The organism is Pseudomonas sp. C1C7, assembly GCF_013359595.1.
GTDB lineage: Bacteria > Pseudomonadota > Gammaproteobacteria > Pseudomonadales > Pseudomonadaceae > Aquipseudomonas.
This window is the reverse complement of the sequence record NZ_JABFMP010000003.1, coordinates 235,817-251,749: the sequence shown is the minus strand read 5'-3', so window position 1 is coordinate 251,749 and position 15,933 is coordinate 235,817. Positions and strand designations below refer to the sequence as shown.

Here is a 15,933-nt window from a genome sequence, read left to right as displayed (position 1 = left end):
GCGGGCAAGCCCGCTCCCACAGGGATCTCGGTCGAGGACTGAAATCATGGCTGACTCGATCTCAATGAAAAAACTCGTCACCCGCCTGATGCTGGTGGTGGTGGCGATGTTTGTCTTCGGGTTTGCCCTGGTGCCGATCTACGACGTGATGTGCAAGGCGTTCGGCATCAATGGCAAGACCGCTGGGCAATACGAGGGCGAGCAGACGGTCGACACTTCGCGGCAGGTGCGCGTGCAGTTCCTGTCGACCAACTCCGCCGACATGCCCTGGGATTTCTATCCCAAGGGCGACGAGCTGACGACCAACCCCGGGGCGGTGAACGAGATGGTCTTCATCGCGCACAACCCCACCGACCGCCCGATGAGCGCCCAGGCCGTACCGAGCATCGCGCCCAGCGCCGCGGCGGCGTATTTCCACAAGACCGAATGCTTCTGCTTTACCCAGCAAGTGCTGCAGCCCGGTGAACGAATCGAAATGCCGGTGCGTTTCATCGTTGACCGCGACATGCCCAAGGATGTGAAGCACCTGACGCTGTCCTACACGCTGTTCGATATCACCGCCCGACATCCACCGGTAGCTGTAAACACTGGCGGTTGAGCGTGCCCGATAAGGAGAACAATAAATGGCAACTCATGAGCACTATTACGTACCGGCCCAGAGCAAATGGCCGATCGTCGCCACGGTCGGCATGTTCGTCACCGTGTATGGCCTGGCGACCTGGTTCAACGACCTGAAGGCCGCGCGGCCCGAATCCCACGGTCCGCTGATCTTTTTCGTCGGCGGCCTGCTGCTGGCTTACATGCTGTTCGGCTGGTTCGGCACGGTCGTGAAGGAAAGTCGCGCCGGGCTCTACAGCCCGCAGATGGATCGCTCGTTCCGCTGGGGTATGAGCTGGTTCATTTTCTCCGAGGTGATGTTCTTCATCGCCTTCTTCGGTGCGCTGTTCTACGTGCGTCACGTGTCCGGCCCGGCGCTGGGCGGCGAAGGCAGCAAAGCCATCGCGCACATGCTCTGGCCGAACTTCGAGTTCACCTGGCCACTGCTGAACAACCCGGATTCCAAACTGTTCCCGCCGCCCAAGGAAGTCATCAGCCCCTGGGGCCTGCCGCTGCTCAACACCGTGCTGCTGGTCAGCTCCAGCGTCACCGTGACCATCGCCCACCACGCGTTGAAAAAGGGCCATCGCGGCGCGCTCAAACTCTGGCTGGCGATCACCGTACTGCTGGGCTGCGCGTTCCTCGGCTTCCAGGCTGAAGAGTACCTGCACGCCTACCACGAACTGGGCCTGACCCTGGGCTCGGGCATCTACGGCGCCACGTTCTTCATGCTCACCGGGTTCCACGGCGCCCACGTGACCATCGGCACCATCATCCTGTTCGTGATGCTGATGCGGATCATGCGCGGGCATTTCGACAACGATCACCAGTTCGGCTTCGAAGCGGCGAGCTGGTATTGGCACTTCGTGGACGTGGTGTGGATCGGGCTTTTCGTCTTCGTCTACGTACTTTAAGACGTTTGATTCAGCGCCTCACCACGGCGCATGCGACACCAACTGGCCGCTGAAGAAACCCCAGGCAATCAAGCCTATGGTCACGGCGGCCAGCGCGACACGGACACTCAAGGCAATGACGAGGCGGTTTGAACGGCTGTCGTCCTTGACCAGAAAAAACAGGCCGCTGAACAGGCTGACAACCGTGGCAATCAGCATCAGGACGATAGCTGCTTTGAGCATGGTGTAACTCCGGGGGACAAGCGATGCATTTGAGTATAGCTATCGCGCTGACCGACTTTCTGGCCACGCCATGAAGCGCTTTCGGCCGGGTGTCGTCCCGACACTGGTGGTTGCCCTGCTGCTGCCGCTGCTGGTGTCGCTCGGGTTCTGGCAATTGAGCCGGGGCGCGGAGAAAAGCGCGCTGCTGCAAAGCTATGCCGAGCGCCGGGCCGCCGAGCCTGTGGCCAGCACCGAACTGCAACACAGCGCCGACCCGGCCTTTCGCCGGGTACGTCTGCACGGTCAATTCGATGCCGCCCACAGCGTTCTGCTGGATAACCGCCAGCGCAACGGCAAGGTCGGCGTCGAGCTGCTGCAACCCTTTCAGGATCAAGCCACCGGGCTGTGGCTGCTGGTCAATCGCGGCTGGTTGCCCTGGCCGGATCGCCGCACACCACCGCAATTCACGACCCCCTCGAACGTCCTGAGCCTCGACGCCTGGGTCTACGTATCCCCCGGCGCGGCCTTCCAGCTGCACGCCGACCCGAACACCAGTACCTGGCCAAAACTGCTGACGGCAGTTGACCCCGATGCCCTCTGGAAAGCCCTCGACCGCGATGGCTTCGCCTACGAATTACGCGCAGAAACCGGCCCCGTCACTTACCAGGCCGACTGGCCGGTGGTTGCCATGGGCCCGGAAAAACACATCGCTTATGCCGTGCAGTGGTTCGCCATGTCGATCGCCCTGCTCGGCCTTTATCTGTACCTCGGCTGGCACAACGCAAAGGAGAAACACCATGGGAGCGGCCATGAATCCACCCAGCATGTCTGAGGCCAAAACGCCGGCGACGCGGCGCAAGGGACGCATCCAACTGCTGCTGATCGTGCTCGGGGTGATCGGCCCGATGATCCTCGCCACCGGCATGTACAAATTGCAGTTCTGGGTGCCGGAGGGGCGCAGCTATCACGGCGAACTGATCGGCAATGGCCAGTCCCGCGCCGACCTTGGCGTGCAGGCCGATGAACAACGCTGGCAGTTGCTGGTGACCGCGCCACAGGAGTGCTCCGTCGATTGCCAGCAACTGGTGTATCTGGCCCGGCAGATTCAGATCGGCCTGGGCAAAGACGCTTCCCGCGCCAGCCATGCCCTCGCCACTGCACAACCGCTCAATGGCGACTACGACGCCAAGCTGACCCGCGAGTACCCGCAGTTGCAGCGTTATCCGCTGGACCTGGGCTCGTTCCGCAAGACCTCGACCGACCAGACCCTGCCACACCTGTGGATCATCGATCCCCACGGCAACCTGGTGCTGCGCTACGACCCTTCGGTCAAAGGCAAGGACCTGCTCAACGACCTGCGCCACCTGCTGAAACTGTCGAACATCGGATAAGGGCATCGTCATGGCCAAACCTGGATTTCGCCTCGCGCTGTTTGCCACCTTGCTGGCGCTGATTGTGGTGCTGCTCGGCGCCTACACCCGCCTGACCCACGCCGGCCTCGGCTGTCCGGACTGGCCCGGCTGCTACGGCTTCATCAGCGTGCCGAAAAGCGAAGCCCAGCTGGCCCATGCCGAACTGCATTTCCCGGACGCTCCGGTGGAAGCCCACAAGGGCTGGAACGAGATGATCCACCGGTACTTCGCCGGCACCCTGGGCCTGCTGATTTCCGTATTGGCCGGTCGCGCCTGGGTGCATCGGCGCCATCCGGGGCAACCGATGAAGTTGCCGCTGTTTCTGTTGGGGGTGGTGTTCGCCCAGGCCGTCTTCGGCATGTGGACGGTGACGCTCAAGCTCTGGCCGCAGGTGGTGACCGGGCATTTGCTTGGTGGATTCGCCACCTTGAGCCTGCTGTTCCTGCTGACCTTGCGCCTGTCCGGCGTACTGCCGGCGCTGACGGTGCCGCGTCGCCTGCAGTATTGGGCCACTGCCGGACTGCTGCTGGTGATCGGGCAGATCGCCCTCGGCGGTTGGGTCAGCTCCAACTATGCCGCCGTGGCCTGCATCGATTTCCCCACCTGCCACGGCCAATGGCTGCCGCCCGCCGACTTCGCCAACGGCTTTCACCTGACCCAGCACATCGGCCCGAATTACCTCGGCGGCCAGTTGGACAGCGATGCGCGCACGGCCATTCACCTGACCCATCGTATCGGTGCCTTGCTGGTGACGCTGGTGCTGCTGGGGCTGGCCTGGCAACTGAAAGTCGTGGGCATGACCCGGCTTGCGGGCCTGGTGCTGGTGGCCCTCGCCGCGCAGATCACCCTGGGCATCAGCAACGTGCTGTTCCATCTTCCGCTGCCGGTGGCCGTGGCGCACAACGCTGGCGGCGCGGCGCTGCTGCTGACGATGGTGCTGGTCAACTATCACGCCCGGACCAGCCTGGTGCGGGTCACCCAGCCGACACGCTGGCGCTTCAGTCCGCGTAAACACTGCGCCGCGCCCATAACAATAAAAGGAGAGATGCCATGGCGATTCTGATCGGCGAACGTCCCAGTCAGGCGATCTGGCGTGACTACCTGGAACTGACCAAACCCAAGGTGGTGGTGCTGATGCTCATCACCTCGCTGGTGGGGATGTTCCTGGCGACCCGCGCCGGGGTGCCGTGGACCGTGCTGGTGTTCGGCAACCTGGGCATCGCCCTGTGTGCCGGCGGTGCGGCGGCGGTGAACCATGTGGTGGATCGGCGCATCGATGCGGTGATGGCCCGTACCCACAAGCGGCCATTGGCCGAAGGACGGGTTTCACCGGCGGCGGCGCTGACCTTCGCCCTGGTCCTGGCGGTGCTGGGCCAGGCGCTGCTGCTGGCGTTTACCAATCCGTTGACCGCGTGGCTAACCCTGGCGTCTCTGCTCGGTTATGCGGTGATCTACACCGGTTTTCTGAAACGCGCGACGCCGCAGAACATCGTGATCGGCGGCCTCGCCGGTGCCGCCCCGCCACTGCTGGGCTGGACCGCCGCCACCGGCCACGTCAGCGCCGAACCGCTGTTGCTGGTGCTGATCATCTTCGCCTGGACCCCGCCGCACTTCTGGGCGCTGGCGATCCATCGCAAGGAGGAATACGCCAAGGCCGACATCCCGATGTTGCCGGTGACCCACGGCGAGCATTACACCAAGGTGCATATCCTGCTTTATACCGGCGCGCTGCTGGCGGTGAGCCTGATGCCCTACGCGATCCACATGAGCGGCCTGCTCTACCTGATTTGTGCCGCCGGCCTTGGCGCAAGGTTTCTGCAATGGGCCGTGGTGCTGTACCGTGGCACTCGGCCGCACGCGGCGATCAACACCTTCAAGTACTCTATTTATTACTTGTTCCTGCTGTTCATCGCCCTGCTCGTAGACCACTACCTGATGCTGAACCTATGACCCGAACCCAGAAAACCGTCTTCATCCTTGTCGCCCTGATTGCACTGGTCCTGGGCCTGACCATCAATAAAGTGCTGTCCGGCAAAGGCCAGGGCGACCCGACGGCGCTGATCGATGCCGGCATCATCCTGCTGCCGCAAAGCCGCAACCTGCCGGACGTGACCATGACCGATCAGGAAGGCAAGCCGGTCGCGATCAACGAACTCAAGGGCAAATGGAGCCTGCTGTTCTTCGGCTACACCTTCTGCCCGGACATCTGCCCGACCACCCTCGCCCAGCTGCGCCAGATCAAGAGCGAACTGCCGCCGGAGGCTGTGGATAAATTGCAGATCGTGCTGGTCAGCGTCGACCCCAATCGCGACACGCCCAAGCAGCTCAAACAGTACCTGGGCTACTTCGACCCGCAGTTCATCGGCCTGACCCCGACCTCCACCGATGAGCTGCAGAAGGTTGCCAACGCGGTGAGCATTCCGTTCATTCCGGCAGACACCAGCAAGCCGAATTACACGGTGGATCACAGCGGCAACCTGGCGGTGATCGGGCCGGACGGGACGCAGCGCGGGTTCATTCGGGCGCCGTTGAATAACCAGAAGCTGGTGGCGCAGTTGCCGGTGATGGTTAACCGCAAATAACACGAACGATACAAGCCCGCTCCCACGGGGGAATGCATTTCAGGCATAAAAAAAGGGGCGCATTCGATGCGCCCCTTTTTTGTTTCGGCTTCGGATCAGAACGCCGGCACCACAGCGCCTTTGTACTTCTCGACGATGAACGCCTTCACTTCCGGGCTGTGCAGGGCAGCGACCAGTTTCTTCATGTCTTCGCTGTCCTTGTCGTCCGGACGGGCAACCAGGATGTTCACGTAAGGCGAATCGCTGCCTTCGATGACCAGCGCGTCCTTGGACGGATCGAGCTTGGCTTCCAGCGCGTAGTTGGTGTTGATCAGCGCCAGGTCGACCTGGGTCAGCACACGCGGGATGGTCGCGGCTTCCAGCTCACGGAACTTCAGGTTTTTCGGGTTCTCGGTGATGTCCTTGACGGTCGACAGGATGTTGTTCGAATCCTTCAGGGTGATCACGCCAGCCTTGGCCAGCAGCAACAGCGCGCGGCCGCCGTTGGTGGCATCGTTCGGGATCACCACGGTGGCGGTGCTTGGCAGCTCATCGAGCTTCTTGTACTTGCTGGAGTAGGCGCCCAGCGGCTCCAGGTGCACGCCGGCCACGGACACCAGGTTGGTGCCCTTGGCCTTGTTGAACTCATCGAGGTACGGCTGGTGCTGGAAGAAGTTGGCGTCCAGACGCTTCTCCGCCACTTGCACGTTCGGCTGGATGTAGTCGGTGAAGACCTTGACCTTCAGGTCGACGCCTTCTTTGGCCAGGGCCGGTTTCACGAACTCGAGGATCTCGGCGTGCGGCACCGGGGTGGCGGCTACGGTCAGGGTGTCGGCGTGGGCGGAAAAGGCTGCAACGGCAGCGAACGCGACGAGTAGTTTTTTCATTCAGCTAACTCCTTGTGAGGCGCCCGATCTGGCGCCTGCCAGCGAATGGCCGGCTCATTTGCAAAGTACGAAAACAATCATTTACGAGAGAAGTGCACCACCAGCTTGTCGCCGACGGTTTGCAGGACCTGTACCAGCACCAGCAGCAGGATCACCGTCACCACCATCACGTCAGTCTGGAAACGCTGATAGCCGAAGCGGATCGCCAGGTCACCCAGACCACCGGCGCCCACCACACCGGCCATCGCCGTGTAGGAAACCAGTGTAATCGCAGTCACCGTAATCGCCGCGAAAATGCCCGGACGGGCTTCGGGCAGCAAGGCATTGGTGATGATCTGCCGGGTGGTGGCGCCCATGGCCTGGGTCGCCTCGATGATGCCGCGATCCACTTCACGCAGCGCGGTTTCCACCAGGCGCGCGAAGAACGGCGTGGCGCCGACCACCAGAGGCGGAATCGCACCGGCCACACCCAGCGAGGTGCCGGTGATCAGCACGGTGAACGGAATCATCACGATCAGCAGAATGATGAAGGGCAGCGAACGCAGGATGTTCACCACCAGCGACAGCATCGCGTAGACGCCTTTGGCTTCCAGCAACTGGCGCGGGCTGCACAGGAACAGCAGCACGCCCAGCGGCAGGCCGAGCAGGACGGTGAACAGCAGCGAACCGCCGAGCATCAGCATCGTGTCGACGCTGGCCAGCCAGATTTCAAACCAGTCGATGTTGGCGAAGAAACTCGTCAGGGCTTCCATTAACGCAGCACCTCCATGTGGACGTCGGCCGCGGTGAAGCGGGCGAACGCCGCTTCCATGTCACCGCCGGTGACGGCCAGGGTCAGTTGCCCGTAAGGGATGTCTTTGATGCGGTCGATGCGCCCGGCGAGGATGCTGTAGTCCACCCCCGTTTCGCGGGCGACGGTGCCCAGTAACGGCGCGTAGGTCGCTTCGCCCTGGAAGGTCAGACGCACGATACGGCCCGGCACATGAGCGAAGTCATCGCGCTGTTCACCTTCGTCGATCTGCTCGTCTTCCTGCACGAAGCGCTTGGTGGTCGGGTGTTTCGGGTGCAGGAACACCTGCGCCACCGGACCCTGTTCGACGATCACGCCGGCATCCATCACGCCGACCTGATCGCAGACCCGACGGATCACGTCCATTTCATGGGTGATCAGCACGATGGTCAGTTTCAGTTCGCGGTTGATCTCGGCCAGCAATTGCAGGACCGACGCCGTGGTCTGCGGATCCAGGGCACTGGTGGCCTCGTCGCACAGCAGGATCTTCGGCTTGGTGGCCAGGGCGCGGGCGATGCCGACGCGCTGTTTCTGCCCGCCGGACAATTGCGCCGGGTATTTGTTGGCGTGATCGGACAGGCCGACCCGGGCCAGCAACTCGGCGACGCGCTGGTCGATGTCGCTGCGGGACATTTCACCGGCCAGCGTCAGCGGCAGCGCGACGTTGTCGGCCACGGTCTTGGACGCCAGCAGGTTGAAGTGCTGGAAAATCATCCCGACCTGCTGACGGAAACGGCGCAGGCCGTTGGCGTCGAGCGCGGTGATTTCCTCGCCGTCGACGATGATCTTGCCGCCGCTGGCGTTTTCCAGGCGATTGATCAGACGCAGCAGGGTACTTTTTCCCGCACCGGAATGGCCGATCAGGCCGAACACCTGACCGTTCTCAATCGTCAGACTGGTCGGGTGCAGGGCGGGGATATCCTTACCGGCGACGCGGTAGGTTTTATGGACGTTTTGAAACTCGATCACGTAGCGAACCTTGTGGGGCGCGTTGGAAAAGGGTCAGCGGTTAGCCGGGGCGCGCATTTTAGCCTGTCCGTATAGAGGTTCTTAGCATTTATTTCGCTTTCATCCAGCGTTTTGGCAATAACACGATCAAAGGTCAGATAAAAGGAACGCCCAAAAACGTCGTCAGTCACTACTTAGGCAACTCGAATCAGCCTGAGGAGTGATGCCCGATGAGTACTAAGAAGCCTGCCACGCCCAAGAGCGAACTGGCCGGGACCGATACCCTGGACCGCAGCAACACCAACGCCAAGCTCGACAGCCTGGAGACATTCCGCTCCGACGCCACCGGCCAGGCCCTGCGCACCAATCAAGGCGTGAAGGTGGCAGACAACCAGAACACCCTGAAGGCCGGCGCCCGCGGGCCTTCGCTGCTGGAAGACTTCATCATGCGTGAAAAGATCACGCATTTTGACCATGAGCGGATTCCCGAACGCATCGTGCATGCCCGGGGTACCGGGGCCCATGGCTACTTTCAGAGCTACGAGAACCATAGCGCACTGACCAAGGCCGGTTTCCTGCGGGACCCGGCGAAAAAGACCCCAGTGTTCGTACGATTTTCCACGGTCCAGGGGCCGCGCGGGTCAGGCGATACCGTGCGCGATGTAAGAGGTTTCGCCGTGAAGTTTTTCACCGACGAAGGCGTCTACGACCTGGTGGGCAACAACATGCCGGTGTTCTTCATTCAGGACGCCATCAAGTTCCCTGATTTCGTCCACGCGGTAAAACCCGAACCCCACAACGAAATGCCCACCGGCGGCTCGGCCCACGACACTTTCTGGGATTTTGTCTCGTTGCAGCCCGAATCGGCACACATGGTGATCTGGGCCATGTCCGACCGGGCGATCCCCAAGAGCCTGCGCAGCATGCAAGGCTTTGGCGTACACACCTTCCGCATGATCAATGCCGAGGGCAAATCGCGCTTCGTCAAATTTCACTGGCGCCCCACCGCCGGCACCTGTTCGCTGGTGTGGGATGAAGCGCAGAAGCTGGCGGGCAAGGACACCGACTACCATCGTCGCGATCTCTGGGAAGCCATCGAGATGGGCGACTACCCGGAATGGGAGCTGGGGGTTCAGGTAATAGAAGAAGAGAACGAACACGCCTTCGAATTCGACATCCTCGACCCCACCAAGCTGATCCCGGAAGAACTGGTGCCGATCACGCCGCTGGGCAAAATGACCCTGAATCGCAACCCGGACAATTTCTTTGCCGAGACCGAGCAGGTTGCCTTCTGCCCGGGGCATATCGTGCCGGGGATCGACTTTTCCAACGATCCGTTGCTGCAAGGTCGGTTGTTTTCCTACACCGATACGCAAATCAGCCGACTGGGTGGGCCGAATTTCCATGAGATCCCGATCAACCGATCCGTGATCCCGATCCACAACGGCCAGCGCGACGCGCAGCATCGCAGCACCATCGACAAGGGTCGCGCATCCTACGAACCGAACTCCGTCGACAGCGGCTGGCCGAAAGAGACGCCGCCTGCGGCCGTGGATGGCGGTTTCGAGAGTTATTACGAGCGCATCGACGCCAACAAGATTCGCCAGCGCAGCGAGTCGTTCGGCGACCACTTCTCCCAGGCGCGGCTGTTCTTCAACAGCATGAGCGACCACGAAAAAGAACACATCATTGCGGCCTACAGCTTCGAGCTGGGCAAGGTCGAGCGCGAGTTCATCCGGGCCCGGCAGGTCAACGAGATCCTGGCCAACATTGATCTGGAACTGGCCAGGCGGGTGGCGCAGAACCTCGGCCTGCCGGCGCCGAAGGCCGGGACGGTGCAACTGCCGAAAACCTCCCTGGATCGCTCGCCAGCCCTGAGCCAGGCCAATTTGCTGCCCGCCGATATCAAGACCCGCAAGGTGGCGATTCTGGCGGCCGATGGCGTCGACGGCGCGGCAATCGATGCCATGAAGAAAGCACTGAAGGCCGAAGGCGCCCACGCCAAACTCCTCGGCCCGACCTCGGCACCGGTTAAGACTGCAGACGGCAAGTCGCTGCCGGTGGATGCGTCGATGGAGGGTTTGCCGTCAGTGGCGTTCGATGCGGTGTTCGTCCCCGGCGGCGCGACGTCGATCAAGGCGTTGAGTGGCAACGGCGTGGCGCTGCATTACCTGCTGGAGGCTTACAAGCATTTGAAGGCGATTGCCTTGCATGGCGAGGCGAAGCAGTTGCTGGATGTGTTGAAGCTGGAGGTGGATGCGGGGTTGATCGTCGGCGCGGATACCAAGTCGTTCAAGGCGTTTTTCGCGGCGATCGGGCAGCATCGGGTTTGGGAGCGGGAGCCAAAGGCCAAGGCGGTTCCGGCCTGAAGAAAGCCTTCGCGGGCAAGCCTCGCTCCTACAGATCACCGAAACCTGTAGGCGCGAGGCTTGCCCGCGAAGCTCTTAAGATTTACGCGGAGTCAGGACCATCTGCGCCGGCACGCTGCGCAGAATCTGCCGCTCCAGCTTCAGATCGAACTGCGGATCGAGCTTGTTCACCCGCTTGGTCAGCAAATTGGCCAGCCAGGGATAATCATCGGTACGCGGCGCCTGGATGCTCACGTCGCACTGATAATTCACCACATCGGCGGCGATCGCATCCAGTTGGCGGCGAAGTTTGCTGATGTCGTTGATGTTCAGCGCCACGGTGGTACTTTCGGCCGTCGGGTCGATCACTCGGGCTTTGGGCTTGGCTTCGGCGGCCTTGAGGGCGGCTTCGGCTTTCTCCAGCTCGGCCTTGCGCGCCTGGGCGACGGCGCCGTTGACGCCACCGGTCAGCGCCGGCGCCTTGGGCATCAGCGCGCGGGCGCGGGCCAGGGCAGTGGCGGCGGCGTTGACGTCGCCTTTTTGCAGCACGATCTGGCTGCGCATCAAATAGGCTTCGGCCAATTGCCGCTGGTATTGCTCCAGGGATTGATCATTGGGCGATTCGGCCTGCAAGGCGGCCAGTTGCCCTTCGGCGGTGGCCAGCTCGCTGCTGGCCAGGCTTTGTTCAAGCTGTGCAATGGCCGTGGCCCGCGCGTCCGGGATCTCGGCGGCCGGCGGCGTGCTTTGGCATGCACCCAGCAGCAGAGAAAATGCGACAAGGAGCACATAACGGGAGGTGAACAGCTTCATTCCTGCGACTCTCTATTTGCGCAAAAAGCGAGCAAGTCTACACCCCTCGACGGGGCAGAACAAAACTCAGCAGAAACAGTGCGGCGGCCGTCACAACAATCGACGGGCCCGCCGGCGTGTCCTTGAACCAGGACAATGCCAGCCCGCCACACACGGCGAGTATGCCCAGCAGGCTCGCGCCCAGTGCCATCTGCTCCGGCGATCGGGCGTGACGTTGTGCCGCAGCCGCCGGGATGATCAGCAACGAAGTGATCAGCAATACACCGACGATTTTCATCGCCACGGCAATCACCACGGCGATCAGCAACATCAGCGCCATGCGCAATCCCGCCACGGGCAAACCTTCGACCCTGGCCAGTTCCTCATGCACGGTGATGGCCAGCAACGGCCGCCACAAGGCCACCAGCAACGCCATTACCGCCGCGCTGCCGCCGAGAATCCAGGCCAGATCAGACGGACTGATCGCCAGCAGGTCGCCGAACAGATAGGCCATCAAGTCGATCCGCACTTCGTGCATGAAGCTTAGTACGACCAGACCGAGAGAGAGGGTGCTAGGTGCGAGAATTCCCAAAAGCGTGTCGGACGCCAGCGGCTGGCGCTGTTGCAAAGTCACCAGCAACACCGCCAGCAGCAGACAGCCCACGGTGACCGCGACCGTCGGGCTGACATCCAGCAGGAAACCCAGTGCCACCCCGAGCAACGCCGCGTGGGACAGGGTGTCGCCAAAATAGGCCATGCGCCGCCAGACCACGAACGAACCCAAAGGGCCCGCCACCACCGCCAAAGCCAGACCTGCCAGCAGGGCGTAGAGCAGAAAATCAGCCATGCTTGCAGTTGTCTCCGTGAACATGGGGTTGGCCCGAAACAGGCCCTTTGACCACCGAACCATGCAGATCGTGGGCATGGTCGTGATGGTGGTGATAGATCGCCAGGCTCGGCGCATTCTTGCCGAACAACTCGACGAAGGCCGGGTCGCCGCTGACCTGCTCGGGATGGCCGGAGCAGCAGACATGGCGGTTGAGGCAAACCACCTGGTCGGTGGTGCTCATCACCAGATGCAGATCGTGGGAAACCATCAACACCCCGCAGCCGTGACGGTCACGCAGGCGGGTGATCAGGCTGTAGAGTTCGGCCTGACCGGCGACGTCGACGCCTTGTACCGGCTCGTCGAGCACCAGCAGTTCCGGCTCGCGCAACAGCGCACGGGCCAGCAGCACACGCTGCATTTCGCCGCCGGAAACGCTTTGCACCGGGCTGTCGATGACGTGCTCGGCGCCCACTTCCTTGAGCGCGGACAGGGCCATCGCCCGGTCCACTCCCGGCACCAGGCGCAGGAAACGCAGCACCGACAGCGGCAGGGTCGGATCGACATGCAGTTTCTGCGGCATATAGCCCACGCGCAGTTTCGGCTTGCGCCAGACCGTGCCGCTGTCGGGCTTCAACAGGCCCAGCACGGCACGCACCAGCGTGGTCTTGCCGGCGCCGTTGGGGCCGATCAGGGTGACAATCTGCCCGGGCTCGACGCTCAGTTCGATGTTATCCAGCACGGACTGCCCGGCGAACGTGACAGCCACCTGTTGCAGACGGATCAAGGTGTCGCTCATCAAGCCCCCTGGCAACCCGAGCAGAGACCGACCACTTCGACGGTCTGACCTTCGACGACGAACCCGACCTCGGCGGCGCTGGCGATGATCGCGTCGCTGATGGATTTCTGTTCGAGTTCAATGGCGGCGTGGCAATCGCGGCAGATCAGGAACTGGCCCTGATGCGCGTGGGCCGGGTGATTGCAGCCGATGAAGGCGTTGAGCGAGGCGATCCGGTGGACCAGGCCGTTTTCCAGGAGGAAATCCAGCGCGCGGTACACGGTTGGCGGCGCGGCGCGGCGGCCGTCCTGCTCGCTGAGCACCGCCAGAATGTCGTAGGCGCCCAGCGGCTTGTGGCTTTGCCACACCAGTTCCAGTACCCGACGACGCAAGGCGGTCAGCCGCAGGCCCTTGCGTTCGCACAGGGTGTCAGCCTCGGACAGCGCGCTGTGCACGCAATGAGAGTGGTCGTGGGGACGGCTGGCAAGCGGAGTTTTGGTCATGAGCGGCGACGAGTTTGGTGAGAGACGTTATTATGTTACCCGTTCTCGCCTCTCCGAGTGTTCATCGTGCCCCGACTTTTTTCATACTTTGTCGCATTTATCGCAAGTTTTCTGCTGATCGGTCAGGCGCAAGCCGAGGTCAGAGTCCTCACCAGCATCAAGCCGCTGCAGTTGATCGCCGCCGCCGTGCAGGATGGCGTGGCGATTCCCGAGGTTTTGCTGCCGCCCGGCGCGTCGCCGCATAACTATGCGCTGCGGCCTTCCGACGTTCGCAAGGTGCAGTCGGTGGATCTGCTGTACTGGATCGGGCCGGACATGGAAGGCTTCCTGCCTCGCGTGCTGAACGGCCGTTCGTTGCCGAGCGTCGCCGTACAGAGCCTTCCGGGGATGAAACTGCGCCATTTCGCCGAAGATAATCACTCCCACGCCGAAGAAGCCGACGAACATGACCACGATCATCGTCCGGGCAGCCTCGATGCGCATCTGTGGTTGTCGCCGGTCAATGCCCGGGTGATCGCGGCGAAAATGGCCGAGGACCTGAGCGCGGCCGATCCTGCCAACGCTCCTCGTTATCAGAGCAACCTCAAGGCGTTCGACGAGCGCCTCGATGCTCTCGACCTGCGTCTGAAGAAGCGTTTGGCCGGTGTCGAAGACAAACCCTACTTCGTCTTCCACGAAGCCTTCGACTATTTCGAAGATGCCTACGGCCTGAAGCACACCGGCGTGTTCAGCGTCGCGGCGGAAGTACAACCGGGCGCCCAGCACGTCGCAGCGATGCGCGCGCGGTTGCAGGAAGTGGGCAAGACCTGTGTGTTCAGCGAACCGCCGCTGCGTCCACGCCTGGCGGAAACCCTGGTGGCCGGGCTGCCGGTGAAACTGGCGGAGCTGGATGCGCTGGGCGGCTACACACCGGCGACGGCTCAGGGGTATGAGCAGGTGCTGGAAAAGCTGGGCAATGATTTGGCGGGGTGCCTGGAGTCGTTGTAACAACACACCCTGTGGCGAGGGGGCTTGCCCCCTCGCCACAATTTAAAGGGCGAACGGCAACGGCGTATTAACGGTCTGGCGCTGCGCCAACCGCAACTGGAACTCCATCGGGTCGTGAATCAACACGTCCTGCCCGGCGAACGATTCCGCCGCGATCAGACGCGACAACCAGAACCGCACACAAGCCACCCGCAGCATGGTCGGCCACAGCTCGGCTTCGGCGGCGGTGAACGGCCGCAGCGCCGCATAGGCACCCAGCAGCGCCCGCGCCCGTGGCCCGTCGATCAGGCCATCGTCATCCGAGCACCAGTCATTCAAGGCAATCGCAACGTCGTAGAGCATCGGCCCCGAGCAGGCGTTGTAGAAGTCGATCAGGCCGGTCAGGTGCGTGCCTTCGAACATCGCGTTGTCGCGGAACAGATCCGCGTGGATGTTCGCGCGCGGCAGGGCGAGGATTTTCTCTTTCTGCAGGGTGATTTCTTCCAGCGCCTTTTGCAGCAGCTCTTTCTGCCCGGCATCGAGGTGCGACAGAAATTGCGTGCCCTCCTCCAGCATCCAGTCCAGGCCGCGATCGGTCTTGCGCTTGATCATGTTGGCCTGGGTCGCCTGGTGCAGGTGCGCCAGCAACTCGCCGACCTGGGTGCAGTGCTGGGCATTGGCTTGCTTGATGTGCTTGCCGGCCAGGCGCGGTTGCAGCAGCGCAGGCTTGCCCGCCAGCTCCCGCAGCGCCACGCCATCGGTGGTGCGCAGTGCGTAAGGCACCGGCAGGTCAGCTTCGTGCAGGACGTCAAGCAACTCGATGAAGAACGGCATCTCCTGGACCGGGCCGCGCTCGACCAGGGTCAGGACGAACTCGCCCTGCTCCAGGCTGATAAAGAAATTGGTGTTTTCACTACCGGCGGCGATCCCCTGGAAATCAAGCAGACGGCCAAGGCCATAAGGGGCGAGAAAGGTTTCCAGCTCGGGCCGAGCCAGGGGGGTGAACACAGACATGTTTAAGCTGCCAGTACGGGCGCCGCTCGTGAGCCGGCGCCAATTGAAATTAGGAAACTATTTCCACTCAAAGATCTTCCACGACGGAATCAGCATATCCGGCTGATCCGAGCGGATGAAGTTACCGTCCGATCCATCGGCGCGCACCAGAAAGTACGGCTTGCCGCCCTTTGGCGTGACCTGAATGGCGTACAGAAAGCCATTCTGGCGGTATTCCTTGATCGTGTTGTCGCCTTCCGTGCGAATGGTTACATCCGGCTCCGGTGACGGCGCATCGTCCGCCGCCATCACCGCCAATGGTGTGATTGCAAACAACCCAGCCAGCAACAGGCGATTTAGTGTGCGCATGATAACCTTGTCCCTTTGTCGTCAACGGTCCCGCTATTCTAGCGCCGGACC

19 protein-coding genes are annotated in these 15,933 nt (G+C 62.2%); 9 read left to right on the top strand and 10 right to left on the bottom strand.

Translation table 11 applies throughout. The features are described 5' to 3' along the window. Positions 1-46: 46 nt before the first annotated feature. Positions 47-598 (top strand): cytochrome c oxidase assembly protein, encoded by a 552-nt coding sequence (locus HNO86_RS04190; RefSeq protein WP_175375765.1) that lies wholly within the window; start codon positions 47-49, stop codon positions 596-598. Positions 599-623: 25 nt separating this feature from the next. Next, complete coding sequence (locus HNO86_RS04185; RefSeq protein WP_175375764.1) at positions 624-1,511, top strand: cytochrome c oxidase subunit 3; 888 nt, start codon at positions 624-626, stop codon at positions 1,509-1,511. A gap of 18 nt (positions 1,512-1,529) precedes the next feature. Here HNO86_RS04185 and HNO86_RS04180 read toward each other — a convergent pair whose 3' ends face one another. Then, positions 1,530-1,733: a twin transmembrane helix small protein gene (locus HNO86_RS04180; RefSeq protein ID WP_175375763.1), complete on the bottom strand. Its 204-nt coding sequence runs from the start codon at positions 1,731-1,733 to the stop codon at positions 1,530-1,532. Positions 1,734-1,803: 70 nt separating this feature from the next. Between HNO86_RS04180 and HNO86_RS04175 the strand changes: the two genes are divergently transcribed. From HNO86_RS04175 to HNO86_RS04155, 5 genes are read left to right on the top strand one after another with little or no spacing between them, the layout of a single operon-like run. Beyond that, positions 1,804-2,544 (top strand): SURF1 family protein, encoded by a 741-nt coding sequence (locus tag HNO86_RS04175; RefSeq protein WP_175375762.1) that lies wholly within the window; start codon positions 1,804-1,806, stop codon positions 2,542-2,544. Further along, positions 2,510-3,103 carry a hypothetical protein gene (locus HNO86_RS04170; protein ID WP_175375761.1) on the top strand — a complete coding sequence of 198 codons (594 nt, stop codon included), beginning with the start codon at positions 2,510-2,512 and terminating at the stop codon, positions 3,101-3,103. Before HNO86_RS04175 ends, HNO86_RS04170 begins: the two co-directional genes overlap by 35 nt. Before the next feature lie 10 nt (positions 3,104-3,113). Next, entirely contained in the window at positions 3,114-4,187 is a 1,074-nt protein-coding gene (locus tag HNO86_RS04165; protein ID WP_175375760.1) for a heme A synthase, read from the top strand. Next, positions 4,175-5,074 carry a heme o synthase gene (gene cyoE / locus HNO86_RS04160; protein WP_175375759.1) on the top strand — a complete coding sequence of 300 codons (900 nt, stop codon included), beginning with the start codon at positions 4,175-4,177 and terminating at the stop codon, positions 5,072-5,074. Before HNO86_RS04165 ends, cyoE begins: the two co-directional genes overlap by 13 nt. Then, positions 5,071-5,706 (top strand): SCO family protein, encoded by a 636-nt coding sequence (locus HNO86_RS04155; protein WP_175375758.1) that lies wholly within the window; start codon positions 5,071-5,073, stop codon positions 5,704-5,706. The genes cyoE and HNO86_RS04155 overlap by 4 nt, the downstream gene beginning before the upstream one ends. A 95-nt stretch (positions 5,707-5,801) precedes the next feature. Here HNO86_RS04155 and HNO86_RS04150 read toward each other — a convergent pair whose 3' ends face one another. From HNO86_RS04150 to HNO86_RS04140, 3 genes are all read right to left on the bottom strand, one after another. Further along, positions 5,802-6,572, bottom strand: coding sequence for a MetQ/NlpA family ABC transporter substrate-binding protein (locus tag HNO86_RS04150; RefSeq protein ID WP_175375757.1), 771 nt, complete (start codon positions 6,570-6,572; stop codon positions 5,802-5,804). A gap of 77 nt (positions 6,573-6,649) precedes the next feature. Beyond that, a complete protein-coding gene (locus tag HNO86_RS04145; protein WP_175375756.1) occupies positions 6,650-7,324 on the bottom strand; it encodes a methionine ABC transporter permease in 675 nt (224 codons plus the stop codon). Further along, positions 7,324-8,331, bottom strand: coding sequence for an ATP-binding cassette domain-containing protein (locus HNO86_RS04140; RefSeq protein ID WP_175375755.1), 1,008 nt, complete (start codon positions 8,329-8,331; stop codon positions 7,324-7,326). The genes HNO86_RS04145 and HNO86_RS04140 overlap by 1 nt, the downstream gene beginning before the upstream one ends. A 209-nt stretch (positions 8,332-8,540) precedes the next feature. On the opposite strand from HNO86_RS04140, the gene katE reads away from it, so the two are divergent. After that, positions 8,541-10,679 (top strand): catalase HPII, encoded by a 2,139-nt coding sequence (gene katE, locus HNO86_RS04135; protein WP_175375754.1) that lies wholly within the window; start codon positions 8,541-8,543, stop codon positions 10,677-10,679. A gap of 75 nt (positions 10,680-10,754) precedes the next feature. Here the strand turns inward: katE and HNO86_RS04130 are convergent, their stop codons facing one another. The 4 genes from HNO86_RS04130 to zur are packed head-to-tail and all read right to left on the bottom strand — an operon-like array spanning position 10,755 to position 13,554. After that, complete coding sequence (locus tag HNO86_RS04130; RefSeq protein WP_175375753.1) at positions 10,755-11,468, bottom strand: PA5502 family lipoprotein; 714 nt, start codon at positions 11,466-11,468, stop codon at positions 10,755-10,757. 37 nt (positions 11,469-11,505) lie between these two features. Continuing rightward, on the bottom strand, positions 11,506-12,294 hold the full coding sequence (znuB, locus tag HNO86_RS04125; RefSeq protein ID WP_175375752.1) for a zinc ABC transporter permease subunit ZnuB: 789 nt from the start codon (positions 12,292-12,294) through the stop codon (positions 11,506-11,508). Continuing rightward, positions 12,287-13,072 (bottom strand): zinc ABC transporter ATP-binding protein ZnuC, encoded by a 786-nt coding sequence (gene znuC / locus HNO86_RS04120; RefSeq protein WP_175375751.1) that lies wholly within the window; start codon positions 13,070-13,072, stop codon positions 12,287-12,289. Before znuC ends, znuB begins: the two co-directional genes overlap by 8 nt. Further along, positions 13,072-13,554, bottom strand: coding sequence for a zinc uptake transcriptional repressor Zur (gene zur / locus HNO86_RS04115; RefSeq protein WP_175375750.1), 483 nt, complete (start codon positions 13,552-13,554; stop codon positions 13,072-13,074). The genes znuC and zur overlap by 1 nt, the downstream gene beginning before the upstream one ends. 66 nt (positions 13,555-13,620) lie before the next feature. Between zur and HNO86_RS04110 the strand changes: the two genes are divergently transcribed. Beyond that, positions 13,621-14,541: a metal ABC transporter solute-binding protein, Zn/Mn family gene (locus HNO86_RS04110; protein ID WP_175375749.1), complete on the top strand. Its 921-nt coding sequence runs from the start codon at positions 13,621-13,623 to the stop codon at positions 14,539-14,541. 42 nt (positions 14,542-14,583) lie between these two features. On the opposite strand, the gene HNO86_RS04105 is transcribed toward HNO86_RS04110, so the two are convergent. Continuing rightward, positions 14,584-15,534 (bottom strand): homoserine kinase, encoded by a 951-nt coding sequence (locus HNO86_RS04105; RefSeq protein ID WP_175375748.1) that lies wholly within the window; start codon positions 15,532-15,534, stop codon positions 14,584-14,586. Between the two features lie 57 nt (positions 15,535-15,591). Further along, on the bottom strand, positions 15,592-15,882 hold the full coding sequence (locus HNO86_RS04100) for a DUF2782 domain-containing protein (protein ID WP_015092908.1): 291 nt from the start codon (positions 15,880-15,882) through the stop codon (positions 15,592-15,594). Positions 15,883-15,933 lie beyond the last annotated feature (51 nt).